This window comes from Actinoplanes sp. NPDC021490, from assembly GCF_055562135.1.
This window is the reverse complement of the sequence record NZ_JBVHFW010000016.1, coordinates 157,322-183,147: the sequence shown is the minus strand read 5'-3', so window position 1 is coordinate 183,147 and position 25,826 is coordinate 157,322. Positions and strand designations below refer to the sequence as shown.

23 protein-coding genes are annotated in these 25,826 nt (G+C 71.3%); 3 read left to right on the top strand and 20 right to left on the bottom strand.

Translation table 11 applies throughout. The features are described 5' to 3' along the window. Nucleotide 1 precedes the first annotated feature (1 nt). Genes ACZ3I4_RS34625 through iolC form a run of 7 tightly spaced genes read right to left on the bottom strand, consistent with a single transcriptional unit; the run spans nt 2 to nt 7,974 of the window. Nucleotides 2-997, bottom strand: coding sequence for a sugar ABC transporter substrate-binding protein (locus ACZ3I4_RS34625; protein WP_465386297.1), 996 nt, complete (start codon nt 995-997; stop codon nt 2-4). Then, nucleotides 994-1,941: a TIM barrel protein gene (locus ACZ3I4_RS34620; RefSeq protein ID WP_465386296.1), complete on the bottom strand. Its 948-nt coding sequence runs from the start codon at nt 1,939-1,941 to the stop codon at nt 994-996. Before ACZ3I4_RS34620 ends, ACZ3I4_RS34625 begins: the two co-directional genes overlap by 4 nt. A 14-nt stretch (nt 1,942-1,955) precedes the next feature. Next, the gene (locus ACZ3I4_RS34615; RefSeq protein WP_465386295.1) at nt 1,956-3,452 is read right to left on the bottom strand and encodes a CoA-acylating methylmalonate-semialdehyde dehydrogenase; all 1,497 of its coding nucleotides are present in this window, start codon (nt 3,450-3,452) and stop codon (nt 1,956-1,958) included. 8 nt (nt 3,453-3,460) lie between these two features. Then, the gene (gene iolD, locus ACZ3I4_RS34610; RefSeq protein ID WP_465386294.1) at nt 3,461-5,314 is read right to left on the bottom strand and encodes a 3D-(3,5/4)-trihydroxycyclohexane-1,2-dione acylhydrolase (decyclizing); all 1,854 of its coding nucleotides are present in this window, start codon (nt 5,312-5,314) and stop codon (nt 3,461-3,463) included. Continuing rightward, a complete protein-coding gene (gene iolB, locus ACZ3I4_RS34605) occupies nt 5,314-6,198 on the bottom strand; it encodes a 5-deoxy-glucuronate isomerase (RefSeq protein WP_465386293.1) in 885 nt (294 codons plus the stop codon). Before iolB ends, iolD begins: the two co-directional genes overlap by 1 nt. Further along, on the bottom strand, nt 6,198-7,055 hold the full coding sequence (locus ACZ3I4_RS34600; protein ID WP_465386292.1) for a Cgl0159 family (beta/alpha)8-fold protein: 858 nt from the start codon (nt 7,053-7,055) through the stop codon (nt 6,198-6,200). Before ACZ3I4_RS34600 ends, iolB begins: the two co-directional genes overlap by 1 nt. Next, nucleotides 7,048-7,974 carry a 5-dehydro-2-deoxygluconokinase gene (gene iolC, locus ACZ3I4_RS34595; protein WP_465386291.1) on the bottom strand — a complete coding sequence of 309 codons (927 nt, stop codon included), beginning with the start codon at nt 7,972-7,974 and terminating at the stop codon, nt 7,048-7,050. The genes ACZ3I4_RS34600 and iolC overlap by 8 nt, the downstream gene beginning before the upstream one ends. Nucleotides 7,975-8,227: 253 nt before the next feature. On the opposite strand from iolC, the gene ACZ3I4_RS34590 reads away from it, so the two are divergent. Continuing rightward, nucleotides 8,228-8,983 carry a GntR family transcriptional regulator gene (locus tag ACZ3I4_RS34590; RefSeq protein WP_465386290.1) on the top strand — a complete coding sequence of 252 codons (756 nt, stop codon included), beginning with the start codon at nt 8,228-8,230 and terminating at the stop codon, nt 8,981-8,983. Nucleotides 8,984-9,144: 161 nt separating this feature from the next. Here the strand turns inward: ACZ3I4_RS34590 and ACZ3I4_RS34585 are convergent, their stop codons facing one another. Next, on the bottom strand, nt 9,145-9,516 hold the full coding sequence (locus tag ACZ3I4_RS34585) for a nucleoside triphosphate pyrophosphohydrolase family protein (RefSeq protein ID WP_465386289.1): 372 nt from the start codon (nt 9,514-9,516) through the stop codon (nt 9,145-9,147). A 262-nt stretch (nt 9,517-9,778) separates the two neighbouring features. On the opposite strand from ACZ3I4_RS34585, the gene ACZ3I4_RS34580 reads away from it, so the two are divergent. After that, nucleotides 9,779-11,542 carry a serine/threonine-protein kinase gene (locus ACZ3I4_RS34580; protein ID WP_465386288.1) on the top strand — a complete coding sequence of 588 codons (1,764 nt, stop codon included), beginning with the start codon at nt 9,779-9,781 and terminating at the stop codon, nt 11,540-11,542. Nucleotides 11,543-11,594: 52 nt separating this feature from the next. Here the strand turns inward: ACZ3I4_RS34580 and ACZ3I4_RS34575 are convergent, their stop codons facing one another. From ACZ3I4_RS34575 to ACZ3I4_RS34565, 3 genes are read right to left on the bottom strand one after another with little or no spacing between them, the layout of a single operon-like run. Continuing rightward, nucleotides 11,595-12,194, bottom strand: a complete 600-nt coding sequence (locus ACZ3I4_RS34575) for a GNAT family N-acetyltransferase (protein ID WP_465386287.1) — start codon at nt 12,192-12,194, stop codon at nt 11,595-11,597. Further along, on the bottom strand, nt 12,191-13,705 hold the full coding sequence (locus ACZ3I4_RS34570; protein ID WP_465386286.1) for an APC family permease: 1,515 nt from the start codon (nt 13,703-13,705) through the stop codon (nt 12,191-12,193). The genes ACZ3I4_RS34575 and ACZ3I4_RS34570 overlap by 4 nt, the downstream gene beginning before the upstream one ends. Before the next feature lie 49 nt (nt 13,706-13,754). Then, on the bottom strand, nt 13,755-14,405 hold the full coding sequence (locus tag ACZ3I4_RS34565; RefSeq protein WP_465386285.1) for a GOLPH3/VPS74 family protein: 651 nt from the start codon (nt 14,403-14,405) through the stop codon (nt 13,755-13,757). A 592-nt stretch (nt 14,406-14,997) separates the two neighbouring features. Between ACZ3I4_RS34565 and ACZ3I4_RS34560 the strand changes: the two genes are divergently transcribed. Next, nucleotides 14,998-15,993 (top strand): TerC/Alx family metal homeostasis membrane protein, encoded by a 996-nt coding sequence (locus tag ACZ3I4_RS34560; RefSeq protein WP_465386284.1) that lies wholly within the window; start codon nt 14,998-15,000, stop codon nt 15,991-15,993. A 99-nt stretch (nt 15,994-16,092) separates the two neighbouring features. Here the strand turns inward: ACZ3I4_RS34560 and ACZ3I4_RS34555 are convergent, their stop codons facing one another. The 9 genes from ACZ3I4_RS34555 to ACZ3I4_RS34515 form a co-directional block, all read right to left on the bottom strand. Next, entirely contained in the window at nt 16,093-16,350 is a 258-nt protein-coding gene (locus ACZ3I4_RS34555; RefSeq protein ID WP_465386283.1) for a hypothetical protein, read from the bottom strand. A gap of 170 nt (nt 16,351-16,520) precedes the next feature. Beyond that, nucleotides 16,521-19,271, bottom strand: a complete 2,751-nt coding sequence (locus tag ACZ3I4_RS34550; protein ID WP_465386282.1) for a helix-turn-helix transcriptional regulator — start codon at nt 19,269-19,271, stop codon at nt 16,521-16,523. 124 nt (nt 19,272-19,395) lie between these two features. Continuing rightward, on the bottom strand, nt 19,396-19,569 hold the full coding sequence (locus ACZ3I4_RS34545) for a hypothetical protein (RefSeq protein ID WP_465386281.1): 174 nt from the start codon (nt 19,567-19,569) through the stop codon (nt 19,396-19,398). Between the two features lie 187 nt (nt 19,570-19,756). Next, nucleotides 19,757-20,296, bottom strand: coding sequence for a hypothetical protein (locus tag ACZ3I4_RS34540; RefSeq protein WP_465386280.1), 540 nt, complete (start codon nt 20,294-20,296; stop codon nt 19,757-19,759). Nucleotides 20,297-20,307: 11 nt separating this feature from the next. Next, nucleotides 20,308-21,510, bottom strand: coding sequence for an ABC transporter permease (locus ACZ3I4_RS34535; RefSeq protein ID WP_465386279.1), 1,203 nt, complete (start codon nt 21,508-21,510; stop codon nt 20,308-20,310). Continuing rightward, nucleotides 21,507-22,226 carry an ABC transporter ATP-binding protein gene (locus tag ACZ3I4_RS34530; RefSeq protein WP_465386278.1) on the bottom strand — a complete coding sequence of 240 codons (720 nt, stop codon included), beginning with the start codon at nt 22,224-22,226 and terminating at the stop codon, nt 21,507-21,509. The genes ACZ3I4_RS34535 and ACZ3I4_RS34530 overlap by 4 nt, the downstream gene beginning before the upstream one ends. Continuing rightward, complete coding sequence (locus ACZ3I4_RS34525; protein WP_465386277.1) at nt 22,223-23,458, bottom strand: efflux RND transporter periplasmic adaptor subunit; 1,236 nt, start codon at nt 23,456-23,458, stop codon at nt 22,223-22,225. The genes ACZ3I4_RS34530 and ACZ3I4_RS34525 overlap by 4 nt, the downstream gene beginning before the upstream one ends. A gap of 67 nt (nt 23,459-23,525) precedes the next feature. Next, the gene (locus ACZ3I4_RS34520) at nt 23,526-25,028 is read right to left on the bottom strand and encodes a sensor histidine kinase (protein WP_465386276.1); all 1,503 of its coding nucleotides are present in this window, start codon (nt 25,026-25,028) and stop codon (nt 23,526-23,528) included. 31 nt (nt 25,029-25,059) lie between these two features. After that, nucleotides 25,060-25,812 carry a response regulator transcription factor gene (locus ACZ3I4_RS34515; protein ID WP_465386275.1) on the bottom strand — a complete coding sequence of 251 codons (753 nt, stop codon included), beginning with the start codon at nt 25,810-25,812 and terminating at the stop codon, nt 25,060-25,062. Nucleotides 25,813-25,826: the final 14 nt, after the last annotated feature.

Here is a 25,826-nt window from a genome sequence, read left to right as displayed (position 1 = left end):
CCTACCGTGTGTTGTTCTTGGTGAACGGAATGATCTTGTCGATGTTCGACTCGTCCACGAACGACGGGCCGGTCAGCACGGCCTTGCCGCCGCCGATGTCGTTGCCGTTCTTGAGGTTCAGGTAAAGCGACGTGACGGCCATGTAGCCCTGCACGTACGGCTGCTGGTCGATCGAGAACAGGATGTTGCCGTTCTTGATCTCGGTGGCGGCCTGTTCGTTGAGGTCGAAGGTGACCAGCTTGGCCTCGCTGCCGGCCTGCTCCTTGGCCTTGATCGCGTCGAGGGCCTGCGGCGCGCCCAGGGTCACGATCGCGTCGATCGACTTGTCCTGGGCCAGCTTGGCCTGCAGCGTCGAGGTCACGGCGGCGTCGTCGGCCCCGTTGACCTGAATGTTCTCGGTGCCGGGAACGGAGGTCTTGACGCCCGCGCAGCGCGCCTCGAGAGCGACCGATCCGGTCTGCTGGATGACGCAGAGGGGGTGCTTGGCGCCCTGCTGGGCGAGGCGCTCGCCGGCGGTGGTGCCGGCCAGGTTCTCATCGGAGCCGAAATACATCAGCGCGCCGAGCTTCTGGTAATCGTTGATGCCGGAGTTGAAGCCGACGACCGGGATGCCCGCGTCGGTCGCCGCCTTGACCGAACCGACCAGCGCGTCCGGGGTGACCAGCGTGGTGGCGATGCCGCTGACCTTGGAGTCGACCGCGTTCTGGATCAGCACGGCCTGCTTGGGCGCCTCCGGGTCGTTGGAGTACTTGAGCGTGACGCCGGTGTCCTTCGCCGCCTGGTTGGCCCCGTTCTTCACCTTGTCCCAGAACGTGTCGCCGGGCGTCTCGTGCGTGATGAAGGCGATGGTGTACCCGGAGCTGCCCGCCGCGTTGCCGCCGCCGGCGGCGCCGGAGTCCTCGGTTTTCTCACGGCCGCCACCGCTGCACGCGGTGGCCGCGATCATCACCGCCGCACCGGCGGCGACTATCCGGAAGGTGCGTGTCCGAGCGGTCATATCGTTTCTCCTGCTGTGTTGGGACGGGGGTGCCCGGCGGCCCGGGAGTGGAGACCGACGGAGTTGAGATAGGTGCGGGTGCGCTGCGCGATCGGCAGCGGCACGTCGAACTCGACCGGGTACATGTCCTGCTCGACGACGACGAACAGTTCGGCGTCGAGTTCGCTGAGCGCGTCGAGCACGGCGGGCACGTTCGGCTCGCCGGCCGGGGGTTCGACGCTGGCGCCCTGGGCCACGGCCTTGCCGAACGCGAGATCCTCCTTGACGGCGCGCTCGGCGATGACCGGGTCCATCTGCTTGATGTGCACGTAGCCGATCCGGTCCGGGTATTTGCGGATGATTCCCGGCACGTCGGCCTTGCGGTACGCCAGATGCCCGGTGTCCAGGCACAGCGAGACGTACCGGGGGTCGGTGTCGTCGAGGAAGCGCTCGGTCTGGGCCTGGGTCTCGACCTGGTAGTCGGCATGCGGGTGGAAACGCATGTGCACGCCGTACTCCTCCAGCAGGATCTTCCCGAGCGTGTTGGAGTTGGTCACCAGCGCCCGCCACGCGTCCGGGTCGAGCTCGGCCGGCTCCCGATAGGCGTTGGTCACGTCGTCGCGATAGCCCGGCACGGGAACGAACACGACGTTCTCCCCGCCGACCGCCGCGGTGAGCTCGGCCACGGCCCGGGTCGCCTCGACGACCGCCCCGAAGTCCTTGTGCGGCCCACCGGCGCCGGCCACGGTTCCGCCCGCGACACTCAGGCCCCGGGCCGCGAGCTCGTCGGAGAGCTGGGCCGGGTCGGTGGGCAGATAGCCGTACGGTCCCAGCTCCAGCCAGGAATAGCCCGAGGCGGCCATCTCGTCGAGGAAACGCGGCCACGGAGTCTGCCGCGGGTCGTCGGCGAACCACACTCCCCACGAATCGGGGCAGCTACCAAGTTGCAGGTGACGAATCTCCATCGAGGAACTCCGAATCAGCTTGCCGTAGGGAAGTGCAGGGAGGCGTCGTACGCGTGGGAGACGTGCGGCCATCGGGAGGTGACGACCTTGCCGCGGGTGTAGAACGAGACGCCCTCGGGACCGTGGACGTGCTTGTCGCCGAAGAGCGAGTCCTTCCAGCCGCCGAAGCTGTAGTAGGCCATCGGCACCGGGACCGGCACGTTGATGCCGATCATCCCGACGTGCACGCCGCGCTGGAACCGGCGGGCCGCCTCGCCGCTCGAGGTGAAAATCGCGGTCCCGTTCCCGTACGGGTTGCTGTTGATCAGTTCGATGGCGGCGTCGACCGTGTCGGCCCGCACGACCGACAGCACCGGACCGAAGATCTCCTCGCGGTAGACCTCCATCGACGGCTCCACCTGGTCGATGACGGTCGGCCCGACGAAGAAGCCGTCCTCGAAGCCGGGTACCCGCAGGCCCCGGCCGTCGACCGTCACCTTGGCCCCCTCGCGCTCACCGCTGTCGATGAGTCCCTCGATCCGCTGCTTGGCCGCGGCCGTCACCACCGGACCCATCTCGCTCGCCGGGTCGCGCCCGTGGCCGACCACCACCTCGCCCGCCTTGCGGTTGACCAGGTCGACCAGCGCGTCCCCGGCGCCGCCGACGGCCACCGCGGCCGAGATGGCCATGCACCGCTCGCCGGCCGAGCCGAACGCGGCCGCGGCCAGGTGCCCGGCGGCGAACTCCAGGTCGGCGTCGGGCAGGACGATCGCGTGGTTCTTGGCGCCACCGAGGGCCTGCACCCGCTTGCCGCGCTTGCTCGCCTCGTCGTGGATGTAGCGGGCGATCGGGGTCGAGCCGACGAACGACACGGCGGCGACGTCCGGGTGCTGCAGCAAGCCGTCGACCGCGGTCTTGTCGCCGTGCAGCACGTTGAAGACGCCGTCCGGCAGCCCGGCCTCGCGCCACAGCTGGGCCACGAAGTTGGACGCCGACGGGTCACGCTCGCTGGGCTTGAGCACGAACGTGTTGCCGCAGGCGATCGCCACCGGGTGCATCCACATCGGCACCATGGCCGGGAAGTTGAACGGCGTGATCCCGGCACACACCCCGAGCGGCTCGCGGAAGCTGAACACGTCCACGCCGGTCGAGGCCTGGTCGCTGTATTCGCCCTTGAGCAGCTGCGGGAGGCCGCACGCGAACTCGATCACCTCGAGGCCGCGCTGCACCTCACCGGCCGCGTCCGACAGCACCTTGCCGTGCTCGTCCGAAACGATCTCGGCCAGCGGCTTGATCCGCGCGTTGACCAGTTCGCGGAAGTTGAACAGGATCTTGGTCCGCTTGCTGAGCGAGGCCTGGCTCCACTCCTCGAAGGCCCCGCGGGCCGCGGCCACGGCGGCGTCCACATCGGACGCGGCGGCCAGCACGACCTCGTGCTGCTGCTGACCCGTGGCCGGGTTGAAGACCGGTCCTCGGCGGTTGCCGGATCCGGCGGTGAGCTCGCCGCCGATCCAGTGCTCGATCGTTGCCATCACAGTCCTCACAGATAGGGGCGTTGGTGGCGCTTGGCGGCGTCGTAGACGGCTCGGGCCTCGCGCGTGCTGTCCAGAACAGAAACGGCCGGAACCGGCACGTCCCACCAGGATTCGGAGGACGGCACCGGGGCCAGCGGGTCGGTCTCGATGTGCACGACGGTGAGACGGTCGGCCTCCCGTGCGCGCTTGAGCCCGTCGGCCAGGTCGCCGATCGTGCGGCAGCGGATGACGTACGCGCCCAGGCTCTCGGCGTTCGCGGCCAGGTCGACCGGCAGCTGCCCGCCGTCGTAGTCGCCGCTCGCCCCGCGGTAGCGGTAGCTGGTGCCGAACCGCTGGGAGCCGAGCGACTCCGACAGCGAGCCGATCGAGGCGAACCCGTGGTTCTGCACGAGGACGACGACCAGCTTGATGCCCTCGGCGACGGCGGTGACGATCTCCTGGGCCATCATCAGGTAGGAGCCGTCGCCGACCATCGCGAAGACCTCGCGGCTGGGGTCGGCCAGCTTGATGCCGAGCGCGCCGGCGATCTCGAAGCCCATGCACGAGTAGCCGTACTCGACGTGGTACTGCTTGGGGTCGCGGGCCCGCCACAGCATCTGCAGGTCGCCGGGCAGGCTTCCGGCCGCCTGGACGACGACGTCGCGCTCGCCGCACGCCTCGTTGACCGCGCCGATCACCTCGGTCTGCGCCGGCAGCGGGCCGTGTCCCAGGTGATAGGCGTGCTCGACGGTGGCCTGCCACGACACGACATCGGCGGCGTAGTCGTCGGTGAACCGCCGCCCGTCCAGGGCGGCCAGCAGCGCCGAAAGCCCGGTCCGGGCGTCGGCGACGATCGGGAAGGCCGACTCCTTGGCCGCGTCGAACGCGGCCACGTTGATGTTGATGAACTTGACGTCCGGGTTCCGGAACGCCGTCCGCGAGGCCGTGGTGAAGTCGCTGTACCGGGTGCCGACGCCGATGATCACGTCGGCTTCGCGGGCCAGGCGGTTGGCCACCGGGGTGCCGGTCGAGCCGGCCCCGCCCACCGCGTTGGGGTGGTCCCAGCTCAGGGCGCCCTTGCCGGCTTGGGTGTCGGCCACCGGGATGCCGGTCTCGCGGGCGAACTGGTCGAGTTCGGCCGACGCCTCCGAATAGATGACGCCGCCCCCGGCGATGAGCAGCGGGCGCCGCGCCTCCTTGAGCGCGGCGGCCGCCCGGGACACGAAGGACGCCTCGGCCGGCGGGCGGGCGACGTGCCAGACGCGCTTGGCGAACAACGCGTCGGGGAAGTCGTACGCCTCGGCCTGAAGGTCCTGGGGAAGGCAGATGGTGACCGCGCCCGTCTCGGCCGGGTCGGTGAGCACGCGCATGGCGCCGAGCAGGGCCGACGGCAGCTGCTCGGGACGCCACACCCGGTCGAAGAAGCGCGACAGCGGGCGGAAGGCGTCGTTGACCGACACGTCGTAACCGGTCGGGTCCTCGAGCTCCTGCAGCACCGGCGAGGCGGCCCGGGTGGCGAAGATGTCGGACGGCAGCAGCAGCACGGGCAGCCGGTTGATCGTGGCCAGGGCCGCGCCGGTCAGCATGTTGGTCGAGCCGGGACCGATCGAGGCCGTGCACGCGTACGCCTGCAGCCGGTTGGTCATCCGGGCGAACCCGGCCGCGCTGTGCACCATGGCCTGCTCGTTGCGGGCCAGCCGGTACGGAAGGTCGGCCTCGCCGGTGCGCTGCGCCTGCAGCAGGGCCTGGCCCAGACCGGCGACGTTGCCGTGCCCGAAGATCCCGAAGCAGCCCGCGACCGCCCGGCGCTCGACACCGTCCCGCTCGGTCCACTGGCTGGCCAGGAACCGCACCACGGCCTGCCCTACGGTGAGTCTCACTAGCGCGTCCTTTCCTTGCTGGAGGTCATGGGCAGGCGCGGATCGATGTCGGCGCCCTCCCAGGAGGCCCGCACCCAGCCGTGCGCCGGGTCGTCGCGCACGAGCCACTCACGTGCGCCGGGACCGGCCATCACGTTGAGGTAGTAGAGGTCGTAACCGGGCGCGGCCATCGACGGGCCGTGCCACCCGTACGGGATGAGCACGACGTCGCCGCTGCGCACCTCGGCGCACACGTCGATCGGCCGGTCGGGGTGCCCGTACACCCGCTGATAGGCGCTGCCCGGGGTGCCGGCCGGCGACGGGGCGACCTCGAAGTAGTAGATCTCCTCGAGCGACGACTCGCCCTCGCCCGGCTCGTCGTGCTTGTGCGGCGGATAGGACGACCAGTTGCCGCCGGGGGTGAGCACCTCGCACGCGATCAGCCGGTCGGCCTCGAACCGCTCCGGCGTGCAGAAATTGTTGACCTGCCGGCTGGCCTGCCCCGCGCCGCGCAACTCGACAGCGACGTCGTCGGCCGATCCGTACCGGAAAGGAAGTCGTCTTGTGGCCCGGGCCGACGGCAACGCGAACCGGCCGCCGCTGGGCGCCCGCACGGTCACCGTGGAATCGCGCGGCACGTAGGCGAAATCGGTCACCCGCGAGAAGACCGAACGCCGGCCGGTCAGTGTCATCCGCTCGTCGTCGCAAGTCACGTCGCAGCTGCCGGAGAGCGGCAGCACCAGCATCTCGTGGTCGCCGGTCTCGAACCGGGCCCGTGCGCCGACCGGCAGATCGAGCACACGCAGCCCGCTGTAGTTCCAGCCGGCGTTCTCGGGCGTCACGACGACGTCGAACGGCCGGTCGGCGGTGCTGCCGCTGGGCATCAGCGGGTTCACTCGGGCCATCACAGCAAGCTCACCGCCCGGTCGACGGCGTCGCTGACCGAACCGGCCGCCGGGTAGAGCAGCGACCGCCCGATCACCAGCCCCTGCACGGTCGGCAGATCCAGAGCCTTACGCCATTCCCCGTACGCGGCCTCGCCCTCCCCGCCCAGGATGAGCGCGGGCAGCGTCGTCGACGCCATCACGCGTTCCATGTCGCGGACCACCGGCACCTTGAGCCAGGTGTAGGCCGATGTCGGGCCCAGTCCGGCGGCCACGGTCATCGCGCGCATCATCGCCTCGGCCGTCAGCTCGTTGCGGACCCGCCCGTCGACCCGGTGCGAGATGAACGGCTCGACCATCGCCATGCGCCGCCGGGCGGCCAGCTCGCGGACCGCTGCGCCGCACGCCTCCAGCGTCGACACGGTGCCCGGGTCGGCCGGGTCGATGCGCAGCAGCATCTTGCCGCCCTCGAACCCGGCCGCGGCGATGCTCTCGGCGTCGTACGCGGTGAACCGGTCGTCGATCTCGAACGACGTGCCGGCCAGCCCGCCGCGGTTCATCGAGCCGATCACGACCTTGTCGTCGAGCGCGCCCAGCAGCAGCAGGTCCTCCAGGATGTCGGGGGTGCCGAGCACACCGTTGACGCCCGGGCGGGACAGCGCCGTGCGGATCCGGTCGAGCAGGTCCACCCGGTTGGCCATGGCCAGCGGGTCGTCGCCGGCCCGCAGCGCGCCCCGGGCCGGGTGATCGGCCGCGATGATCATCAGCTTGCCGTGCGGGCCGAACAGCGAGGACGGCCTCCGGCGGGCCGAGGCGGCGGCGGCGATCGCGGCCGGGCGACGGGTGCGGACGTCCAGGAGGTCGTCGAGATCAGGCATCGGTGGCCTCTCCGAGAAGGGCGCGGACTTCGGCTTCGGTGGGCATGGCGTCGGCGCAGGACAGTCGCGAGGCGACGATGGCTCCGGCGGCGTTGGCGAAGCGCATCGTCGCCTTGAGCTCCCATCCGGCCAGCAGGCCGTGGCAGAGGGCACCCCCGAAGGCGTCGCCGGCGCCGAGCCCGTTGACCACCTCGACCGGCACCGGGGGGACCTCGGCCGTCGCCCCGCCGGTCGAGGCCAGGACGCCCGCGGGCCCCTGCTTGATCACCGCGAGCTCGATGCCCGCGTCGTGCAGCGCCGCGGCCGCGTCGGCCGGCTTCCGCTGCCCGACCGCGGTGTCGGCCTCGTCCAGGTTGCCCACCGCGACCGTGGCGTACGGAAGCGCCCGCGCGTACCACTGCCGGGCCTCGTCGCGGGACGGCCAGAACATCGGCCGGTAGTCCAGGTCGAAGACGGTGATGCCGGACTTGCCGCGGTGCTTCAGCGCGTCGAGCGTGGCCGTACGGGAAGGCTCCTGCGACAAACCGGTTCCGGTGATCCAAAAGATGTCGGCCTCGCGGATCGCGTCGTAGTCCAGTTCGGACGCGTGAATCTCGAGGTCGGGCGCCTTGGGGAAACGGTAGAAGTACAGCGGGAAGTCGTCCGGCGGGAAGATCTCGCAGAACGTCACCGGCGTCGGCAGCGAGGACACCGGGGTGACGAACCGGTCGTCCACACCGAAGCCGCGCAGCGCGTCGTGCAGGAACTCGCCGAACGGGTCGTCGCCGGTGCGGGTGATCACCGCCGAGCGCCGGCCGTAGCGCGCCGCGGCCACCGCCACATTGGACGCGCTGCCGCCGAGGAACTTCTCAAAGGTGCGAACCTCCCGCAACGACATCCCGATCTGTTGCGGGTACAGGTCGACGCCTATGCGTCCCATTGTCAATACCTCATCGGCGGGCATGCGGCAGCCTCCGGGCCTTCGGCCCTGCATTGAGAAATCAAGAGGATGAGAGCGCGCTGAAGCGCACCGGATGCCGTGCTCGTTACGGCGCGGTGAAACTCGATGTAGCCGACCGGCAACTCTAGGTTGGCCGTCTTCGATGTAATAACTTGGAGCCGCGTACGTCAATACTTTGTCCTGACAAACTCAGCTAGCTTGTCAGGACAAACTCGGGGAGCGAGGAGTCGCGGTGCCGTCCGATCTGCATGGTCGTATTCGTCCGGTCGAGGTCGACCGGACCAGTCCTGTGCCGCTGTATTTCCAGGTCGCGTCGCGTTTGCAGGAGTTGATCGAGAAGGGCGAGATCGGCGTCGGCGCCCGCATCGAGAACGAGGTCGACCTGGCCGAACGGCTCGGCGTCTCGCGCCCGACGACCCGCCGTGCCATCCAATATCTGGTCGAGCGGGGCATGCTCGTCCGCAAGCGCGGCGTCGGCACCCAGGTCGTGCACCCCAAGGTCCGCCGCCCGGTCGAGCTGTCCAGCCTGTACGACGACCTGGTCGCCGGCGACCGCGCCCCGCGCACCGAGGTGCTGCGCCTGGAGGAGATGCCCGCCTCCGACCCGGTCGCCGCCGCGCTCGAGATCGCCCCCGGCACCCCCGTCACCTGGATCGAGCGCCTGCGCTACGCCGGCGCCGAGCCGCTGGCCCTCATGCACAACGCCATCCCGGTCGACGTGCTGCCCCTCACCCGCGACGACCTGGCCACCCACGGCCTCTACGAGCTGTTGCGCCGCAACGGCCTGACCCCGCGCATCGCCACCCAGGTGATCGGCGCCCGCTCGGCCACCCCGGCCGAGGCCAAGGTGCTGCAGGAGAAGCGCGGCGCCTCGCTGCTGACGATGACCCGCACGGCCTGGGACGCGGGCGGGCGGGCCCTGGAATACGGCAGCCACCTCTACCGGGCGAGCCGCTACAGCTTCGAGATCAACTTAAGCGCCGGATAAAGATCAGGAGCCGGATGTCCCACGTGGGCAGTGGGTACGGACCGTCGCTCCCGCGGAGGCCGGGCCCGGCCGGCCACTCGCTCCGCTCCCGGCCGTCCGCTCCCTTCATGCTGCGTGACCGCTCACCCTCGTGGCGCTCCGCGCCACACCCCCACGCTCCGCTACCCCGGTTGCGCCGGTGGCCACGACAACGGCAGGACCGGGATGTCGGCCGTCGTGTCCGAGAACCTGTCCTGCACCTTGGACGCGCACGCGGTCAGGGCCTCGCGCGCGTCCATGTCGAGGCTGGCGATCGCGACCAGGGCCGTGAACGCCACGTCGGCCAGCTCGGCGACCACGTCTTCGCGCGTGTGGGTCACGCCCTTGCGCGGGTTCTGGCCCAGCAGACCGATCCAGGCCTCGGCCGCCTCGCCCGCCTCCTCGGTGACCTTGAGGATCCGGCAGGTCAGCTCGAGCGGCATGGTCCCGTTGGACAGGTCGAGCCATTTCCGGGCCGCCTCCACCGCCGGCCAGATCGCATCGCTTCCGCCCACGCCACTCCCCCGCCGCCGCCCGACTCCGCCGCCACGGTAGCCGCCGCCCGACTTCCGCGCGCGCCACCGACCGTCCATTGCCTCCAGATGAGGTAAGAGAGGAACGAGTCACTCACGGCGAGGTGACGGGCGCGCGACGTGACTGGCCGTGTGTGAGAGATCGGGCGTCGGGACGTTGCCCTTATCGGGATCGATCCGGACGATTGGCGTCGCGACGCCCCCGATCGGAAGGATTCGACGTCACGTGCAGTCATTCCCCTCCATGACCGGCAGTATCCCCGGCGAGTCGGCCACCGCGGATCTCAGCGGCCGCTGTGTCGGCAACTCGTACGTCCTGGTCTGCCCGGTCGGTCACGGCGCCACCGGCACGGTCTGGCGCGGCATCGACCGGTCGTCGGGTGCCGACGTGGCGGTCAAGCTCTTGCACGAGGGCCTGCTGCGCCAGCCGAAGCTGGTCATCCGGTTCGTGCAGGAGCGCACGATCCTGATGATGATGCGCCACGAGAACATCGTCGGCGTCCGCGACCTGTTCAGCGTGGGCGGCTCCCTGGCCCTGGTGATGGACTACGTCGCCGGTGGCAGCCTGCGCAACCATCTGCGCGCCCAGGGCACCCTGGCCCCGGCCGACGCCGCCGATCTGCTGGCCCAGGTGGCGGCCGCGCTGGCTCAGGCCCACGAGCTGGGCGTGGTGCACCGGGACGTGAAGCCGGACAACATCCTGCTGCAGGACAACGCGGGCCGCCTCGAGGTGCGTCTCACCGACTTCGGCATCGCCCGGGTGCTCGACACCGCCGGTCTGACCACGCCGCAGGCCATCGTAGGCACGCCGCACTACATGGCGCCCGAGGCGATCCAGGGCGAGGCGGTGCCGGCCTCCGACGTCTACTCGGCCGGCATCGTTCTCTTCGAGCTGATCACCGGCCTTCCCCCGTACGCGGGAGAGCCCCTCGCGGTGCTCCGAGGCCATCTCGACGAGGTTCCGCAACGCCCCGAAGGCATGCCGCACCCGGCGTGGGAACTGATCACCTGGTGCCTGGACAAGGACCCGGACCGCCGCCCGTCCGCCGCCGAGCTGGGTGCCGCCCTGCGTGAGCTGGCCCGCCAGACGGCCGGCGTGCCCGCGCTGGCCGCCCCGCAGGAGGAGCCGGAGGAGACGAGCACCGCCACCCCGCACCTCGGCATCCGCGCGGTGGCCCACCCGTCCGTACGCCGCACCCCGGCTCGCAAGCGCCCCCGCAACGGCCCCCGCTCGTGGATGTGGCGGCGCCCGTGGGCGATGGTGGCGCTGATCGCCGGGGTACTGACCATGTCGGGGGTGAGCGGCTTCAACGCCTGGCAGCTGCTGCGGTCGGGTGGTGATCCGGCCGCGGCGGCCCCGCAGACGCCGGTGTTCCCGAGCGGTCAGAGCCGGCTCGGCGCCAAGGGTGGTCCAGGACCGAGCGGCAGCGCCGGCCCGTCCGGGGCGGCGGACGGGTTGCCCGCGATGGCGGGCCTGGCCCCCAGTCCTCCGGCGATCCCGGGCGGCGGCGGCCTGCCCGGGGCGGTGACGAACCCTCCGGCCGCGCCCTCACGCAAGGCGGGCCCGGGAGCCGGGGTCGGAGTCGGCGTGGGAGTCGGCGCCGGGGTCGGCGCCTCGGCCGGACCGGGTGGTGCGCGGGCGGAGGCGACGTTCGGCCCGTGGCAGTGCGGCGACCAGTACGACTGGGATCTCGGCCACCCCGTGCTGGCGCGCCCCTGTCATTCGCTGGGCGGCGCCATCCGGGTCGCGGGTCAGATGGAGGCGATGCCCGGCGTGCAGGTCGACATCGTGCTGACGCTGCGGGACGCCTCGAGCGACGAGGTGGTCGCCGGTCCGCACCGGTGCGACAGTGTCATGTTCACGGACTTCGCGCTGAAGCACTCGTGCGGGCCGGTCGACCTCAACGCCCCGCACGGGCGCCGGCTGCGGCTGGTGCAGACGTGGGAGTACACGCAGCGGCCGCTGCTGCCCGGCGGCACCGCGCGCGGTCCCGAGTTCAACTGGTGAGCAAAGGGGGCGCGGCCGGACGGTGGCCGCGCCCCCTCGTCTCAGGGAACCGTCAGGAGCGCCACATGCGGAAGAACGGCGTGCCGTCGGGCAGCAGCATCTCGAACGGGTCCATGTCGGCGTATCCGACCCGGCGGTAGAGGCGCACGTTGTTGGCGTTGGTCGCCTCGAGGTACGCCGGGACGCCGGACTTGTCGAGCTCCTCGTGGGTGTGCGCCATCAGCACGCTGCCCAGGCCGTGCTCCTGGTGTTCGGGGTGGACGGCCAGGAACGCGAGGTGCCAGTGCGGGTCGTGCGGGTGGTGCTTCTCGAACAGCAGGTCCAGCGCGACGAACCGGTCGATGTACTCGCCGGCCAGGGCGCCCAGCCGCTCCTCGTACGCCTCCGGGTCGGGCGCTTCCTGGGTGTAGTCGAACCAGACCGCGGTCGCGGCCAGGCCGCTGCCGTCGGGCATGTCGATGACGTCGACCCGGCCGTACTTCTGGGCGTGCTCGGTCAGCAGCGTGAAGAAGTCGGCCATGACCTTCAGCCGGTCCTCGAGCGACGGCACCAGGTAGGCGTTCGCGTCGAGGTCGAAGAAGGAGTGGCTGATCAGGTGACCGACGGAAGGGATCTCCTCGTCGCGGGCCGCGCGGATCTCGGGGTACGTCACTGGTGGTCCTTTGTGTCGGTGGAAGCGAGGGCGGCCGAGAAGCCGCCCGCCGAGGAGGCGCTCCGGGCGCCCAGGCCGATGCCCGCGTAGACGTGCGGGCGGCTGCTGCGCAGGATCAGCGCCCACGCGATGCCGGCGACCAGCAGCACGGCGAAGGCGAGCGGGACGACCCAGGTCGGCTTGCTGCCGGGCTCGACGCCGAACAGCGTGGCGATGTTGCTGAGCGCCAGGTACGACATGATCAGCAGCGCGATCGTGCCCAGGACGGGCGCGCCGAGCCGGTGCCAGAAGTCCTCGCCCTCGGGGTGCTTGACGAAGTAGCCGACGACCGCGAGCGAGGTCAGCGTGATCAGCAGGAGCACGCCGATGCCGCCGCCGCTGCCGCCCCAGAAGAACAGGTTGACCAGCGGGTCCCAGCCGGCGATGGCGTAGACGACGATGACGGTCAGGCCGACGGCGCTCTGGATGAGCGAGCCGTTCTTGGGGGCGCCGGTGCCGGGCACCGTACGGCCGAAGGCGCGCGGCAGCACACCTTCGCGGCCGAGCGAGAACATGTAGCGGGCGATGATGTTGTGGAACGAGATCATCGCGGCGATCAGCGAGGTCAGGAACAGCGCGTAACCGAGGTCGACGGCGCGGCCGCCCAGCTGGTCGGAGGCGACGTTGAAGAACAGGTCGGGACCTTCCGCGCCGGCCCGGCCGACGACGTCGGGACCGGCGGCCGAGATCATCGCCCAGGCGGCGAAGCCGTAGAGCACGGCGATCAGGGCGATGGCGATGTACGTGGCGCGGGGGACGGTGCGGCGGGGGTCGCGCGACTCCTCGCTGAAGACCACGGACTGCTCGAAGCCGACGAAGCCGGTGATGGCCATGGCCAGCAGCGCGCCCGAGCCGGCGCCGGCCAGGCTGCTCACGTCGACCGGTGCGGACGAGGCCTCGAAGTTGGGCGAGAACAGGTCGGCGATGCTGAACGCGAAGACGACGACGATCTCGGCCACCAGCAGCGTGGCCAGGACCTTGCCGTTGACGGCCACGTCGCGTACCCCGAGGACGGCGGTCAGCGCCCACACCACCAGGGCCAGCACCCACCACTGGATGTCGAGGCCGAACCACTTGTCGAACAGCGGGGAGGCGATGGCGCCGAAGCCGCCGTAGGCCGCGATCTGAAACATGTTGTAGGCGAGCAGCGCCACCCACGAGGCGCCGACCCCGAGCGGGCGGCCGAGGCCCTGCGAGATGTAGGCGTAGAAGGCGCCCGCGTTGGCGATGTGCCGGGCCATGGCGACGTAGCCGACCGCGAAGATCGCGAGGACGACGGCGACCGCGACGAACGCGATCGAGATGCTCGTCAGCCCGGTGACGGCGAGGCCGGTCGGCACGACGCCGGCGACCACGGTGAGCGGCGCGGCGGCCGACATGACGAAGAAGACCACCGCGGCGACGCCGAGGCGGTCACGAGCCAAGGCCGTCGAGAGCTGGCTCTGTTCGGGTTTGGTGGTGGTGGCGGACACACGGTCTCCAGGAGGGGGTTGAGAAGGGGGTTGGGAAGGGGATCGGAGGTCAGGCGCGACGGGCCATCACGGCGTCGCCGACCGCGGCCTCGGCCTGGCCCACCAGCTCGAGGAGCATGGCCGGCAGCCGACGCTTGAGCTGGTCGAACAGCTGTCCGCGGTCGCGGGCGTCGAGGGTGAGGAAGACGTGCTGGTCGAGGCCGGTGGCCAGGATCAGCCCGGTGAGGACCAGGTCGGGGATGTCGAGCAGTTCTCCGCGGCCGACGAACGTGCGGATCCGGGTGGCGGGCCAGCCGGCGATCATCGAGTCGGAGGGCACGAAGGCCACCTTGCTGCCGAACAGGCCACGCTTCTCCTGGCGCTGCACGAGGGCGGCGCGGGCGAGACGGCGTTCGACCAGGTCGGTCGCGACGCCGGTGGCGAGGAACGAGATCCAGTCCCGGACGGCCCGGTGGTGGCCCTCGCGCAGCAGTTGGTCGAGCACGGCGTTGGCGGCGGGATCGCCGGTGGGACGGTCGTCGATGATCTGGATCTTTCCGTCGACCACGTCGAGGCGGCGCCAGAGCACGAGTTCTCCGATGAGGGCGGCGGCCATGCCGAGGCCGAGCGTCGCCGGGGAGAGCAGGCACTTGCCCTTGACCGTGTCGTGCGCGGTGAGGAAAAGATCGTCGGCGAGGGGTAGCTGTGCCGATGCCGTCACGGCACGTCTCCTCTCCACTTCGGTACTCACACGGGGTGACGCGCGCTAACCTCGCCCCGTTATTACCGAAAGTGATGCTTGCGGCTGTCTGCCTACGTTACGGTGAGCGTCCCCCAGAACGACATCGCGTAGCATGCCAGCGAGGTCATCATCGCGCAACGTCCTCTTGGGACCCAATTTCGGTCCGATGTGGTGTGATCGAGAATGCATTCTGCATCAAAGCTCTGACCAGGTATCTTTCGGTCCCAAACGAGTTCTCGGTAAAACGGATTTAACGCTTCGATGCACGTCTGTCGATGCATTTGGCGTACCCCGGGAGCGGTAGCGACATCGACCCGAGTAGCCATGACGGAATGTGTTGATAAGAATGCATCAGCACTCTGCGTAGTTGCCACTCCGGTTCGCTGCGGCCCACTCCGGATCACCCGCGAGCCGAGGCCGGATCGGCTCGCGAAACGGTCGTTCCTGATGACCTGATCTCTGTCCGGGTCTAAAATCCCAGGTAGACAGGGCGTCGCTCAGCAAGCTCCCAGGTCAACCGGAGACGATCGACAGGTTGCCACCCCGCTTACCGCCCGGAGGTTCCTTCCCCATGCTTGAGGTCACCGCGCTCGGCTGGACGCTGACCATCGGGGTCATCGTCGCCCTGCTCGCCCTCGATCTGACACTCGGCGTGCTCCGGCCGCATGCCGTCGGCTTCCGCGAGGCGGCCGCGTGGTCCGTCTTCTACATCGCGGTCGCCGTCGCGTTCGGCATCGTCTTCGGACAGATAGCCGGGTGGGATTTCGGAGCCCAGTACTTCGCCGGCTACATCGTCGAGAAGAGCCTGTCGGTCGACAACCTGTTCGTCTTCGTGATCATCATGACGACGTTCGCCGTGCCGGAGAAGTACCAGCAGGAGGTGCTGACCTTCGGCATCATCATCGCGCTGATCCTGCGAGTCATCTTCATCGCCCTCGGCGCGACGCTGCTCAACACCTTCTCGTTCATGTTCCTGCTGTTCGGCCTGCTGCTGATCTTCACGGCGGTGCAGCTGTTCCGGCATCGCGACGAGGATCCCGACGTCGAGGACAACGTGCTGGTCAAGGTGAGCAAGCGCCTGCTGCCGGTCACCGACGACTACATCGGCGGCAAGATGATCACCAAGGTGGACGGCCGCCGGGTCGTCACCCCGATGTTCATCGTGCTGATCGCCATCGGCAGCTCGGACCTGCTGTTCGCCCTCGACTCGATCCCCGCCGTGTTCGGCGTGACCGACGAGGCGTTCATCGTGTTCGTGGCCAACGCGTTCGCCCTGCTCGGCCTGCGGGCGCTGTTCTTCCTCGTCAAGGGCCTGCTCGACCGCCTGGTCTATCTGTCGGCCGGCCTGTCGGTCATCCTGGCCTTCATCGGCGTCAAGCTGATCCTGCACTGGCTCCACGAGGACATCACCAAGTCGGCCCCCGAGATCCCCACGTCGCTCTCGCTCGTCGTCATCATCGGCGTCCTGGCCGTCACGACGGTGGCCAGCCTGATGAAGTCGCGCCGGGATCCGGAGACCAAGGCCCACGCGGGCAGCCTGCGGGCGCACGACAAGGACCGCCACTGACACGGCAGACCGAAACGGCCCCGGGGAGATCCCCGGGGCCGTTCGCGTCTGTGGGCCAAGGTCCCGGCCGGGGAGGCAACCCCGGCCGGTGGGCTCGGATCAGCCCAGATATCCGCCCAGGCCGGCGGTCTGGCGTCCGCTGGTCTGCTGACGCTCGACGTCCTGGCGGTAGAGGATCGCGCGGATCTGCTCGGTCTCCTCGGCACTGTGACGGCTGAGGAGCTCGTCGATCTCGGCGCGCTCGGCGGTGGAACGGAACGACGCCAGCTCCTCGCTGAGCTTGCGGTGGGCGACACGCATGGTGCGGCGGTTCGCCAGCGCCGTGCGCACGTCGCGAAGCGTGGTCGTGAACTGCATGGCCGACTCCTTAACGGATAGTGATGGCGATAGGCCTCGTCGCCTTCCTGTACAACGATGCGCGGGCCGCGCTTCATACCCAAATCGAGCAGGTAAAACTTGCGAGACAGAAGTGACTGCGACCACTGGAATCCTGTATCCGGGGTCACCGTGCGTTGCGAAGTAGCTGGTCAGACACCGGTGGTGACTTCGGACACCACCGGGGGCAGCCGGGACGACAGTTGCGTCCGCGAGCGCACCCCCAGCTTGCGATAGATGCGGGTCAGGGTCGCCTCGACCGTCTTGACGCTCAGGTAGAGCCGGCCGGCGATCTCCCGGTTGCTCGCGCCGTCCCGCACCAGCTGGGCGATGCGCAGCTCGGTCGAGGTCAGACCCAGGTCGATCGGGGCGCCGGCGGCCGAGGTGCCGGCCAGCGCGCGCTCGGTCTGCTCGGCCCACGGCTTGGCGTCGGCGGCCAGGAAGATCGCGAGCGCGGCGCCGATGGCGAGGCGGGCGGCCGCGTACCGGCGCCGGCGACGCTCGGCGCTGCCCTGCACGAGCAGCGCGTGGGCCTGCTCGATCGGCTGCTGCAACTGCTCGAAGTGCTGGGCCGCCGACGCCGACAGCAGCACGGCCGAATCGGCCTGCCCGCTCTCCGAGAGCACCACCGCGGCGGCCCGGTCCAGATAGCTGTCCAGGGCCGGATTGGCCCCCAGGCGCTCGGCCGCGGCCCGCGCCGCCACCAGGGTCGCGACCGCCTCGGCGTGCTCGCCCAGGGCGGCCAGCCCGCCGGCCAGGTCGCCGTGCCAGCGCACGATCATCGGATCGGCCCCGCCGAACCCGGCCTCGAGGTCGCGCAACCGGCGCAGGGCCGCGACCCCGGCCCGCGTCTCCCCCGCCCGCAGCTCGGCCTGGCCCAGCGCGTGCAGGTTGCGCCGCAGATAGAGGGTGTCGCCCTCCTGTTCGGAGGCCCGCACGCCCCGGCGGGCAAACCCGGCGGCCGCGGTGAGGCTGCCCCCGGCCAGCTCGGCGATCGCCGCCGTGTACCAGGTCGGGCCGGGACTCAGCCCGGCCCGCTGGGCGGCGCGGACGGCCCGGTGCGCATAGCTGAGCGCCTCACGGCAGCGTCCGGCCCGGGTGGCCACCTCGGACAGGCTGCGCAGCACCTCGACCCGCGCCTCGCCGATGCGGTCCTGCTCGGCCACCACGAGCAGGCCGAGCAGCCCCGCCCGGGCCTCCTCGAGCCGGTCGTCCATCATGGCGAACCGGGCCGCGACGTAGCGCGGGCCGTAGTGCAGCCAGTCCGGGGCCGGGGCGGCCGGCAGCACGAGCGCCTGGGTCAGGGTGTCGGACCATCCGGGTTCGCCGCGCAGCCGCTCGATCTGGGCCAGCACGCTGAGCGCCATCGCCTCGGTGGCCGGGTCGCCGGCGCGCCGGGCGGCCAGGGCCGTGCGGGCCGCCTCGTCGGCCGCGCGGTCCGGATCGCCCGCGAGCAGGGCGGCCCACGTGCGCCGCAGCCGCACCGGCGCGGTCAGAGACGGGTCGTCGCCCGCCTCGGCCAGCGCGGCCACGAACATCTCCCCCATGTCGGCCAGGCCCTGCCCGGCCAGGTCGATCAGCACCAGGCGGGCCCGCACCCGGTGACCGGCGGGCGCGCCGTCCGCCGCCAGAACGGCCTCGGCGGCCCGTCCGGCCAGGGCGGCCGCTCCCCCGGCGAGCCCGCCGCGGGCCGCGGCGACCAGCCAGTCGAGCCGGCGGGCGGCGTGCGTGTGCGGGCAGCGGTCGGCGGCGAGCAGATAGAGCTCGGCGGACAGCCGCCCGGAGGCGCGACCGGCCGCCTCGGCCAACGAGAGGGCGACCGCCGCGTCCGGCACCGAGCTGCACAGCGCGCGGTGGCGCAGGGCCTGCACCGGGTCGACGGCCCCGGCCGCCAGCGCGGTGTGCGCCGCGGTGCGGGCGGCCGCGGGCGCGTCGTCGGCGATCACGGTGGCCAGCAGGGGCGGGGTGAACCGGATCTGCTCACCGGCGACCGAGACGACACCGGCCGCGGCGGCCACCCGCAGATCCCGTACGGCGTCCTCGCGGCCCGCCCGGCGCAGCAGCGTGACCGTGGGGTCGGTGGCGAGCGCGGCGACCAGCAGGGTGTGCGCGACGTCGGCGGGCAGGGCGGCGAACCGGTCACGGAGCAGCTCCCGGGCGGCCTCGGGCAGCGGAGCCGGTCGCCACGCCGCCCCGGAGGGCTGGGCGGCCCCGAGCACGAGGGCCAGGAACGGGTTGCCCGCGCTGGCCTCGTGCAGGCGGCTCGCCGTACGGCAGGGAAGGCCTTTCGCCTCGAGCAGCTCGGTCAGGTCGTCGGCCTCGAGCGGGGGCACGGCCAGCTCGACGGCGGGGGCCGGGCACAGACGGCTCGCCCGGCGGCGGCCCGAGACGTCCGGGCGGCGCTCGGCGGCGATCACCCGGACGCGGGGACCGGGACGGCGGCGCATCGCGAACGCGATCAGCTCGGCCGACTCGGCGTCGAGCCACTGGCAGTCGTCCAGCACCAGCAGCACCGGACGCCTCCGGGCGCTGTGGGCGAGCAGCAGCGGCAGCACGAGACGCCGGGCGGGCGCGGGGGCACCGGCGCGCGGGGCCAGACCCTGCCGCAGGGCGGCGAGAGCGGCCCGCTGGGCGGGTGGCAGGGCGTCGCGGGCCGGCTGCGGCAACTGCATGATCAGGTCGGCGATGCCCGCGTACGGGATCAGCCGCTCGGACCGCACCGGGCGCAGCCGGACCACCAGCTCACCCCGGGCACACGCGGCCGAGGCAACGGCATCGAGAAGCGCCGTCCGCCCGATGCCGGCCGGGCCGTGCAGGGCGACCCCACCGCCCGAGCCGAGACGGCTCTCGATCGTCGCGAGAAGCTCGCCTCGGCCACGCAGGGCACTCACGTCGGACTGCACGCTTGCCCTCCCCAGCTTGAAGCCCGACTCAGACTATGAAGCGTGAGGGTGTTTCATCAATGGATTCACATATGACGACGTCATATCAGTCGTCACCTATCACCGCGCCGGCGCGGCCGCCGCTCTAGTCGTCGTCGTCATCGCCGTCGTCGTCATCGTCATCGCCGTCGCCACCGCCCGGGCAGCCGGACAGGGTCAGCACGGTGGCCGCGCCGCCCGCCAGCAGCAGCGCCCGGCCGAAGAAGGCACGCCGGTTGATCCCGGGCTCGTCGTCCCGCTCACGAGTCACTTCGTCCATGGCCCGCATTCTGTCAGCGACCGGACGTATCCCGGGAGACCGTTCACCTCTCTTCAGCGCAGACCCGAAAACAGACACATGCGAGGTGACCCATGTCGGAATGGATCGTCGTGCCCTGCCTGCTCCGGTTGCGCGCCGAGTTCGACGAGCTCGCGCCCCGGCGGCGGAAGGGCGCGGAAGAATAGCTCTACTTCACGGCCGTCACCGAGGTCGCCGTCACCGTGCCGTCCGAGCCGGTGCTTCCCTGGATCGTCACCGACTGACCGGCCTTCACGTCGGACACCTTGGCCCTGGTCGCCGTCGAGACGCTGGTCGTGCCGTTCGTCTTGACCGTCACGACCTGACCGCCGGACGTCTCGACATAGATCGTCGTGCCGTTGACCAGCTTGACCCGGCCCGTGGTCGCCGCCGTCGTGGCGGCGGCCCCGGCCGGGGCCTGACCGCCCTGTGCCTGACCACCGGGAGCCAACCCGCCGGCGCCTCCGTAACCGGCCCGGTTCCCGAAGGCCCGCCCTCCGGCCGGAGTCTCGGTGGCGCCCCACTGCTTCTGTGCCTGCAGGCCGCCGAGGAAGCCGCCGACCAGCAGCACGATCCCGGCGAGCACGACGGTGGCCCGGTTCCACCACTGCCGCGGGGCGGCCCGGGCCAGCTCGGCCGCGAGGCCGTCATCGGGCGGTCCGGCGGGCCCGGGGTCGAGCACGGCGGTGTCGTCGTTCGGTGCGGTCACGGCGGGGGTCCTCACTCGTAGCGCAGGGCGTCGATGGGGCGCAGGCGGGCGGCGCGGGCGGCGGGCAGGCCGCCGAAGAACAATCCGATCGCGATGGACACGCCGAGGGCGAGCCCGACCGAGCTGGGCACGATCACCGGTTTCACGCCGACGATCTCGAAGCTGCTGCCGAACAGGGCGGCCGCGACCCCGAGGGCGCCGCCGATCACGCTGAGCAGGGTGGCCTCGATCAGGAACTGGGTCAGGATGGTCCGCCGGGGCGCGCCCAGCGCCTTGCGGATGCCGATCTCGCGGGTCCGCTCGGTGACGGTGACCAGCATGATGTTGGTGATGCCGATGCCGCCGACCAGCAGGCTGATCGCGGCGACCGCGCCGAGCAGCGTGGTAAACGTGCCGGCGGTCTCGGTCTGGGTCTCGAGCAGCTGGGACGCGTTCTGGATCCGGTACGGCGTGGTGGTCGCGCCGGTGCCGGTGACGTCCATCTTCTGGTCGAGGATGGCCGACACCTCGGACTGCACGGCGTCGACCCGGCCGGGCGCCGTGGCCTCGACCAGGATCGAGGTGAGCGACCCGTAGCCGGTCAGCACCTGCCGCACGGCGGTCAGCGGGGCGACCGCGGTGTCGTTGGCGTCCTGGAATCCGGTCGAGCTCTTCTCGCCGAGCACTCCGACCACGGTGAACAGCGCCCCGCCCACGGTGACCTGCTTGTCGATCGGGTCGACGCCGGGGAACAACTCCTCGGCCACGGTCGGGCCGAGCACCACCACCCGGCGGCCCTGGGCCTCGTCGTCGGCGGTGAACGCCGCGCCCCGGGCGACCGGGGTGTTGGACGCGGCGAACCAGGCCGGTGTGGTGCCCACGAACGAGTTGACGTCGTGGTCGGCGCCCTCGTAGGTGACCGTGGCCGACGCGCTGACCACCGGCGACACCGACTTGACGTCCGGGGCCAGCACCGGGTCGGCCAGCGCGTCGGCCATGCCCTTGGTCAGGGCGGTGGCGGTCGAGCCGCCGCGGCCCGCGCTCATCACGGTGATCGTGTTGGTGCCGAGCGCCTCGATCCGGTCGCTGATCGCCTTGGCCGAGCCGTTGCCCACCGCGACCAGCAGGATCACCGCGGCCACACCGATCAGGATGCCGAGCATGGTCAGCGCCGAACGCAGCTTGTTGGCCGACAGACCACGCAGCGCGAACCGCACCACCTCGGGGAAGCTCATCGCGAGCCCCCGGCCAGGGCGGCCGCCGGGGCCTGCCGGACGTCGTGCACGATCCGGCCGTCGACCAGGCGGATCAGCCGCTTCGCCCGGTCGCCCACCTCGGGCTCGTGGGTGATCAGCACGATCGTGCGGCCGGACGCGTTGAGCTGGTCGAACACGGTCAGCACGTCCTCCGTGGAGCGGCTGTCGAGGTTGCCGGTGGGCTCGTCGGCCAGCAGCAGGGCCGGCTCGGTGACCAGCGCGCGGGCCACCGCCACCCGCTGCTGCTGACCGCCGGAGAGCTGGTTGGGCTCGTGGCGCGCCCGGTCGGCCAGGCCGACGACGTCGAGCGCGGCCATCGCCCGGCGGCGGCGCTCCTTGGGTTTGACCCCGGCGTAGGCGAGCGGGAGCTCCACGTTGGCCACGGCCGACGTACGGGGAATGAGGTTGAAGGCCTGGAAGATGAACCCGATGAGCCGGTTGCGGGCCAGGGCGAGCTGCCGATCGGCCAGCCGGCTGACGTCGACGCCGTCGAGCAGATAGGCGCCCTCGGTCGGCACGTCCAGCGCGCCCAGGATGTTCATCAGGGTCGACTTGCCGGAGCCGGACGAACCCATGATCGCCACGAAGTCGCCGCGCTCGACGGTCAGCGACACCCCGCGCAGCGCGTGGACCGTCGCCTCGCCCTCGCCGTAGACCTTGGTGAGGTCGCGGACGTCGAGAACCGGGTGGCTCATCGCGCGCCCCCGCCGCCGAAGTTGCCGCCGCCGCCCGGACCCCCGCCGCCGCCCAGGTTGCCGCCGAAACCGCCGCCCCCGGGGAAGCCGCCCTGGGTGCCGCCGGTCGTGGCCGCCGTGGTGGTGAGCGCGACCTGCTCGCCGGCGTCGACCCCCGAGGTGATCTGGGTGGCGTTGTCGCCCTCGAGGCCGATCTCGACCGCGCGCACCTGCTGGGCGCCGCCCGCGACGACCGTGACCGAGTGGCGGCGGCCGGCCGTGGTGATCGCCGCCGAGCTGACCATCACGGCGTTCTGAACGGTGCCCGTGGTCACCGCGACGCTCACTGTCTGGCCCGGCTTGGCCCCGGCGGGCACCTTGCCGAGCGAGAGCGTGACCCCGTACGTCACCACGTTGCCGGTCGTCGTGGCCGAGGGGTCGACGGCGCTGACCTTGGCCGTGGCCGTGGCGCCGCTGAGCGCGTTCCAGGTGACGGTGGCGGTCTGCTTCTCCTTCAGCTTCGTCGCGTCGGCCTCGGCGAAGGCCGCGCTGATCTGCATCTTCGTCAGGTCCTGGATCTCGATGAAGCCGGTGTCGGTGCTGCCGCTGCTGCTCGTCTGGCTCGCACCGGTCTGACCGCCCCCGGTCTGGCCGCCGCTGCTTCCGCTGCTTCCGCTGCTTCCGCTGCTTCCGCTGCTTCCGCTGCTTCCGCTGCTGTTGCTGCCGAGCGTGCCGTTGACCGCGGTGACCGTGCCCGCCATCGGCGCCTTCAGGATCGTGCCGGCGGCCCCGGCCTCGGCCTCGTCCACTTCCAGTTCCGCCTGCTCGACGGCACTCTCGGCGGCCGACGTGTCGGACCCGCCCTCCTCGGCCCGGTCGAGCGAGTCCCGCGCGGCGTCCAGACCGGCGCCGGCCGCGTCCAGCGTGCGCTGCGCGGCGGCCGGGTCCACCTTGGCCAGCACTTGGCCCTTGGCGACCTTCTGACCGACCCGCACGGTGATCGCGGTGACCGTGCCGCCGGTGCCGAAACTGGCCGACGCCGTGCTCGCGCTCTCCACCGACCCGTCCGCGGTGACGGTCTTGGTGACGGTGCCCCGCTGGACGGCGACCGTGCGGGCCGAGGCGTTCGCGGCCGGGGTGGCGTCCGTTCCGGCGAGGGACTGGTACGCCCAGAAGCCCCCGGCGGCGAGGGCGACGCCGAGGGCGGTGTTGACCGCCACGACGGGACGTAGCAGATTGAGGCGCGCTGGCATGCCGGACACTGTGGCGGCCCGTCCTCGGAGCAGCTTCCGCGCAACCTGGGAGCCACCTCAGAGTCGATCAGGTCGGCAGCAGCACCCGGAAGGTCGCGCCGCCGCCCGGGGTTGGTTCCAGCTCGACCCAGCCGCCGTGGCCGTGCACGAACGCGGCCACGATCGAGAGGCCCAGCCCGGAGCCGCCGCCCTTGCCGCGGTAACGGCTGGAGTCGGCCCGGTACAGCCGTTCGAAGACGCGCGGGGCGTGCTCGTCGGGGATGCCGGGGCCGTTGTCGCTGACCTCGAGCACCGCGAACCGGTCGGCGGTGGGTGACGGCGTGCCCGAGACGACGCTGCCGGGCGCGGGCGGCCGGGGCGGAGACAGCCCCACCCGTACGGTGACCTCGGCCTCGGACGGTGTGTGCTGGAGGGCGTTGGCGACCAGGTTGGTGGCGATCTGCCGCAGCGCGTGCTCGTCGCCCAGCACCGTGGGCGGTTCGAACGACGATCCGTCGGCCTCGTCGAGCGCGGCCAGGTGCACCACCCGCTCCGGCGCGCGAGCCTGCGCGTCGCGCACCGTGTCGATGGCGACCTCGAGCAGGTCGACGGGTCTGCGGTCGAGCGGGCGCTGCTGGTCGAGCCGGGCCAGCATCAGCATGTCCTCGACCAGCAGGCTCATCCGGCCGGCCTCGGATTCGATGCGGTCGAGGGCCGGGCCGGGCTCGACCCCGCCGCGCCGGTGCAGCTCGGCGAACCCCTTGATCGAGGTGAGCGGGGTGCGCAGCTCGTGCGAGGCGTCGGCCAGGAACTGGCGCATCCGGCTCTCGGACTGCGTCCGGGCGCTGATCTCGCCCTCGATCCGGCCCAGCATCGAGTTGAGGGCCAGTCCCAGCCGGCCGGGCTCGGTGTGCGGGTCGGCGTCGGCCACGCGGCCGCTGAGGTTGCCCCCGGAGATGTCGGTGGCCAGGCGTTCCATGTCGTCCAGAGGGCGCAGTCCCAGCCGTACGACGAAGGCCGCCCCCAGACCCAGGAGCATCAGCACGAGCAGGCTCACCGCGGCGTCGATGAGCATCAGGCGGTCGGTGGTGTGCTGGATCTCGGCGAGCGAGACGCCGCCGACCGCGAATCCGCCGATCGCATAGTTCCGCACGGCGATCATCCGCCATTTGCTGCCGTCCGCGGCGACCACGGTGTACGGCTCGCCGAACCTCGGGAAGTCGACCGCCTGCTCCAAGGTGGGCACCGCCGGCAACTCGTCGAGCGTGGACACGCTGCGGGACACTTGCACGAAGCCGGTCCCGGCGAACAAGTACTTCATCTGGTCGGGGCCCAGAACCCTCATGCCGATCTTGGCCGGGTCTTTCGCGCCGGCCCCGCCCGGCCCATAGTGATCCGTTTCCTCGCCCTCGAGTTGTTCCTTCGACAGCGGAACGCCCATGCCGCGCAACTGGCTGTCGATGCGCTCCTGCAGATAGCTGTGGATCAGCAGCACCCCGGCGGCGTTCGCGGTCAGCAGCGCGAGCGCGGCCAGAGCGGCCACCACCAGGACGAGTCGCGAGCGCAGGGTCCAGTGCTGCCAGCGCCGCATCTCCGTCCATCTCCCCCGTTGGATGATCATCTCAGTCGTCACTGCCGCGCGGCAGGCGCAGCGCGTAGCCGACACCGCGGACGGTGTGGATCAGCGGCGGCTCGACCTTGTCGATCTTGCGACGCAGGTAGTACACGTACGACTCGACGATGCGGCCGTCGCCGCCGAAGTCGTACTTCCACACCCGGTCCAGGATCTGCGCCTTGCTGACCACCCGGCCCGCGTTGACCAGCAGGTATTTGAGCAAATTGAACTCGGTCGGCGACAGGTCGACGGCCCGGCCCGCCCGGCGCACCTCGTGGGCGTCCTCGTCCATCTCGAGGTCGGCGTAGCGCAGCACACCCCGCCCCTCGGTCGCCTCCAGCCCCGGCTGGGTGCGGCGCAGGATCGCGCGGATCCGCAGCACCACCTCCTCCAGGCTGAACGGCTTGGTGACGTAGTCGTCGGCGCCGGCCGAGAGCCCGGAGAGGCGATCCTCCAGGGCGTCGCGCGCGGTCAGGAACAGCACGGGCACGCGGGAGCCGGTGGCCCGCAGCCGCCTGGCGATCTCGAAGCCGTCCAGGTCGGGCAGCATCACGTCGAGAAGGACGAGGTCGGGGGCGAACTCCTCGACGGCGACCAGCGCCCGATGACCGGTCTCGGCCACCCGCACGTCGAACTCGACGAGCCGCAGGGTCGCGCTCAGCAGCTCGGAGATGTTCGGCTCGTCGTCGACGACGAGCACCCTCGGAGCGCGGGCCGGGGCCTCGCCGGAGGCGATCGAGGAGCGGGAATCAGTCAGCACCCCGAAGGAGTATC

Bases quoted from the DNA above. Each gene is read 5' to 3' on its own strand.
- ACZ3I4_RS34555 (WP_465386283.1), bottom strand. From the start codon at position 16,350: ATGCAGTTCACGACCACGCTTCGCGACGTGCGCACGGCGCTGGCGAAC.
- ACZ3I4_RS34625 (WP_465386297.1), bottom strand. From the start codon at position 997: ATGACCGCTCGGACACGCACCTTCCGGATAGTCGCCGCCGGTGCGGCG.
- ACZ3I4_RS34520 (WP_465386276.1), bottom strand. From the start codon at position 25,028: ATGCGGCGCTGGCAGCACTGGACCCTGCGCTCGCGACTCGTCCTGGTG.
- ACZ3I4_RS34525 (WP_465386277.1), bottom strand. From the start codon at position 23,458: ATGCCAGCGCGCCTCAATCTGCTACGTCCCGTCGTGGCGGTCAACACC.
- ACZ3I4_RS34535 (WP_465386279.1), bottom strand. From the start codon at position 21,510: ATGAGCTTCCCCGAGGTGGTGCGGTTCGCGCTGCGTGGTCTGTCGGCC.
- ACZ3I4_RS34615 (WP_465386295.1), bottom strand. From the start codon at position 3,452: ATGGCAACGATCGAGCACTGGATCGGCGGCGAGCTCACCGCCGGATCC.
- ACZ3I4_RS34580 (WP_465386288.1), top strand. From the start codon at position 9,779: ATGACCGGCAGTATCCCCGGCGAGTCGGCCACCGCGGATCTCAGCGGC.
- ACZ3I4_RS34545 (WP_465386281.1), bottom strand. From the start codon at position 19,569: ATGGACGAAGTGACTCGTGAGCGGGACGACGAGCCCGGGATCAACCGG.
- iolC (WP_465386291.1), bottom strand. From the start codon at position 7,974: ATGGGACGCATAGGCGTCGACCTGTACCCGCAACAGATCGGGATGTCG.
- ACZ3I4_RS34530 (WP_465386278.1), bottom strand. From the start codon at position 22,226: ATGAGCCACCCGGTTCTCGACGTCCGCGACCTCACCAAGGTCTACGGC.
- ACZ3I4_RS34600 (WP_465386292.1), bottom strand. From the start codon at position 7,055: ATGCCTGATCTCGACGACCTCCTGGACGTCCGCACCCGTCGCCCGGCC.
- ACZ3I4_RS34620 (WP_465386296.1), bottom strand. From the start codon at position 1,941: ATGGAGATTCGTCACCTGCAACTTGGTAGCTGCCCCGATTCGTGGGGA.
- ACZ3I4_RS34560 (WP_465386284.1), top strand. From the start codon at position 14,998: ATGCTTGAGGTCACCGCGCTCGGCTGGACGCTGACCATCGGGGTCATC.
- iolB (WP_465386293.1), bottom strand. From the start codon at position 6,198: ATGGCCCGAGTGAACCCGCTGATGCCCAGCGGCAGCACCGCCGACCGG.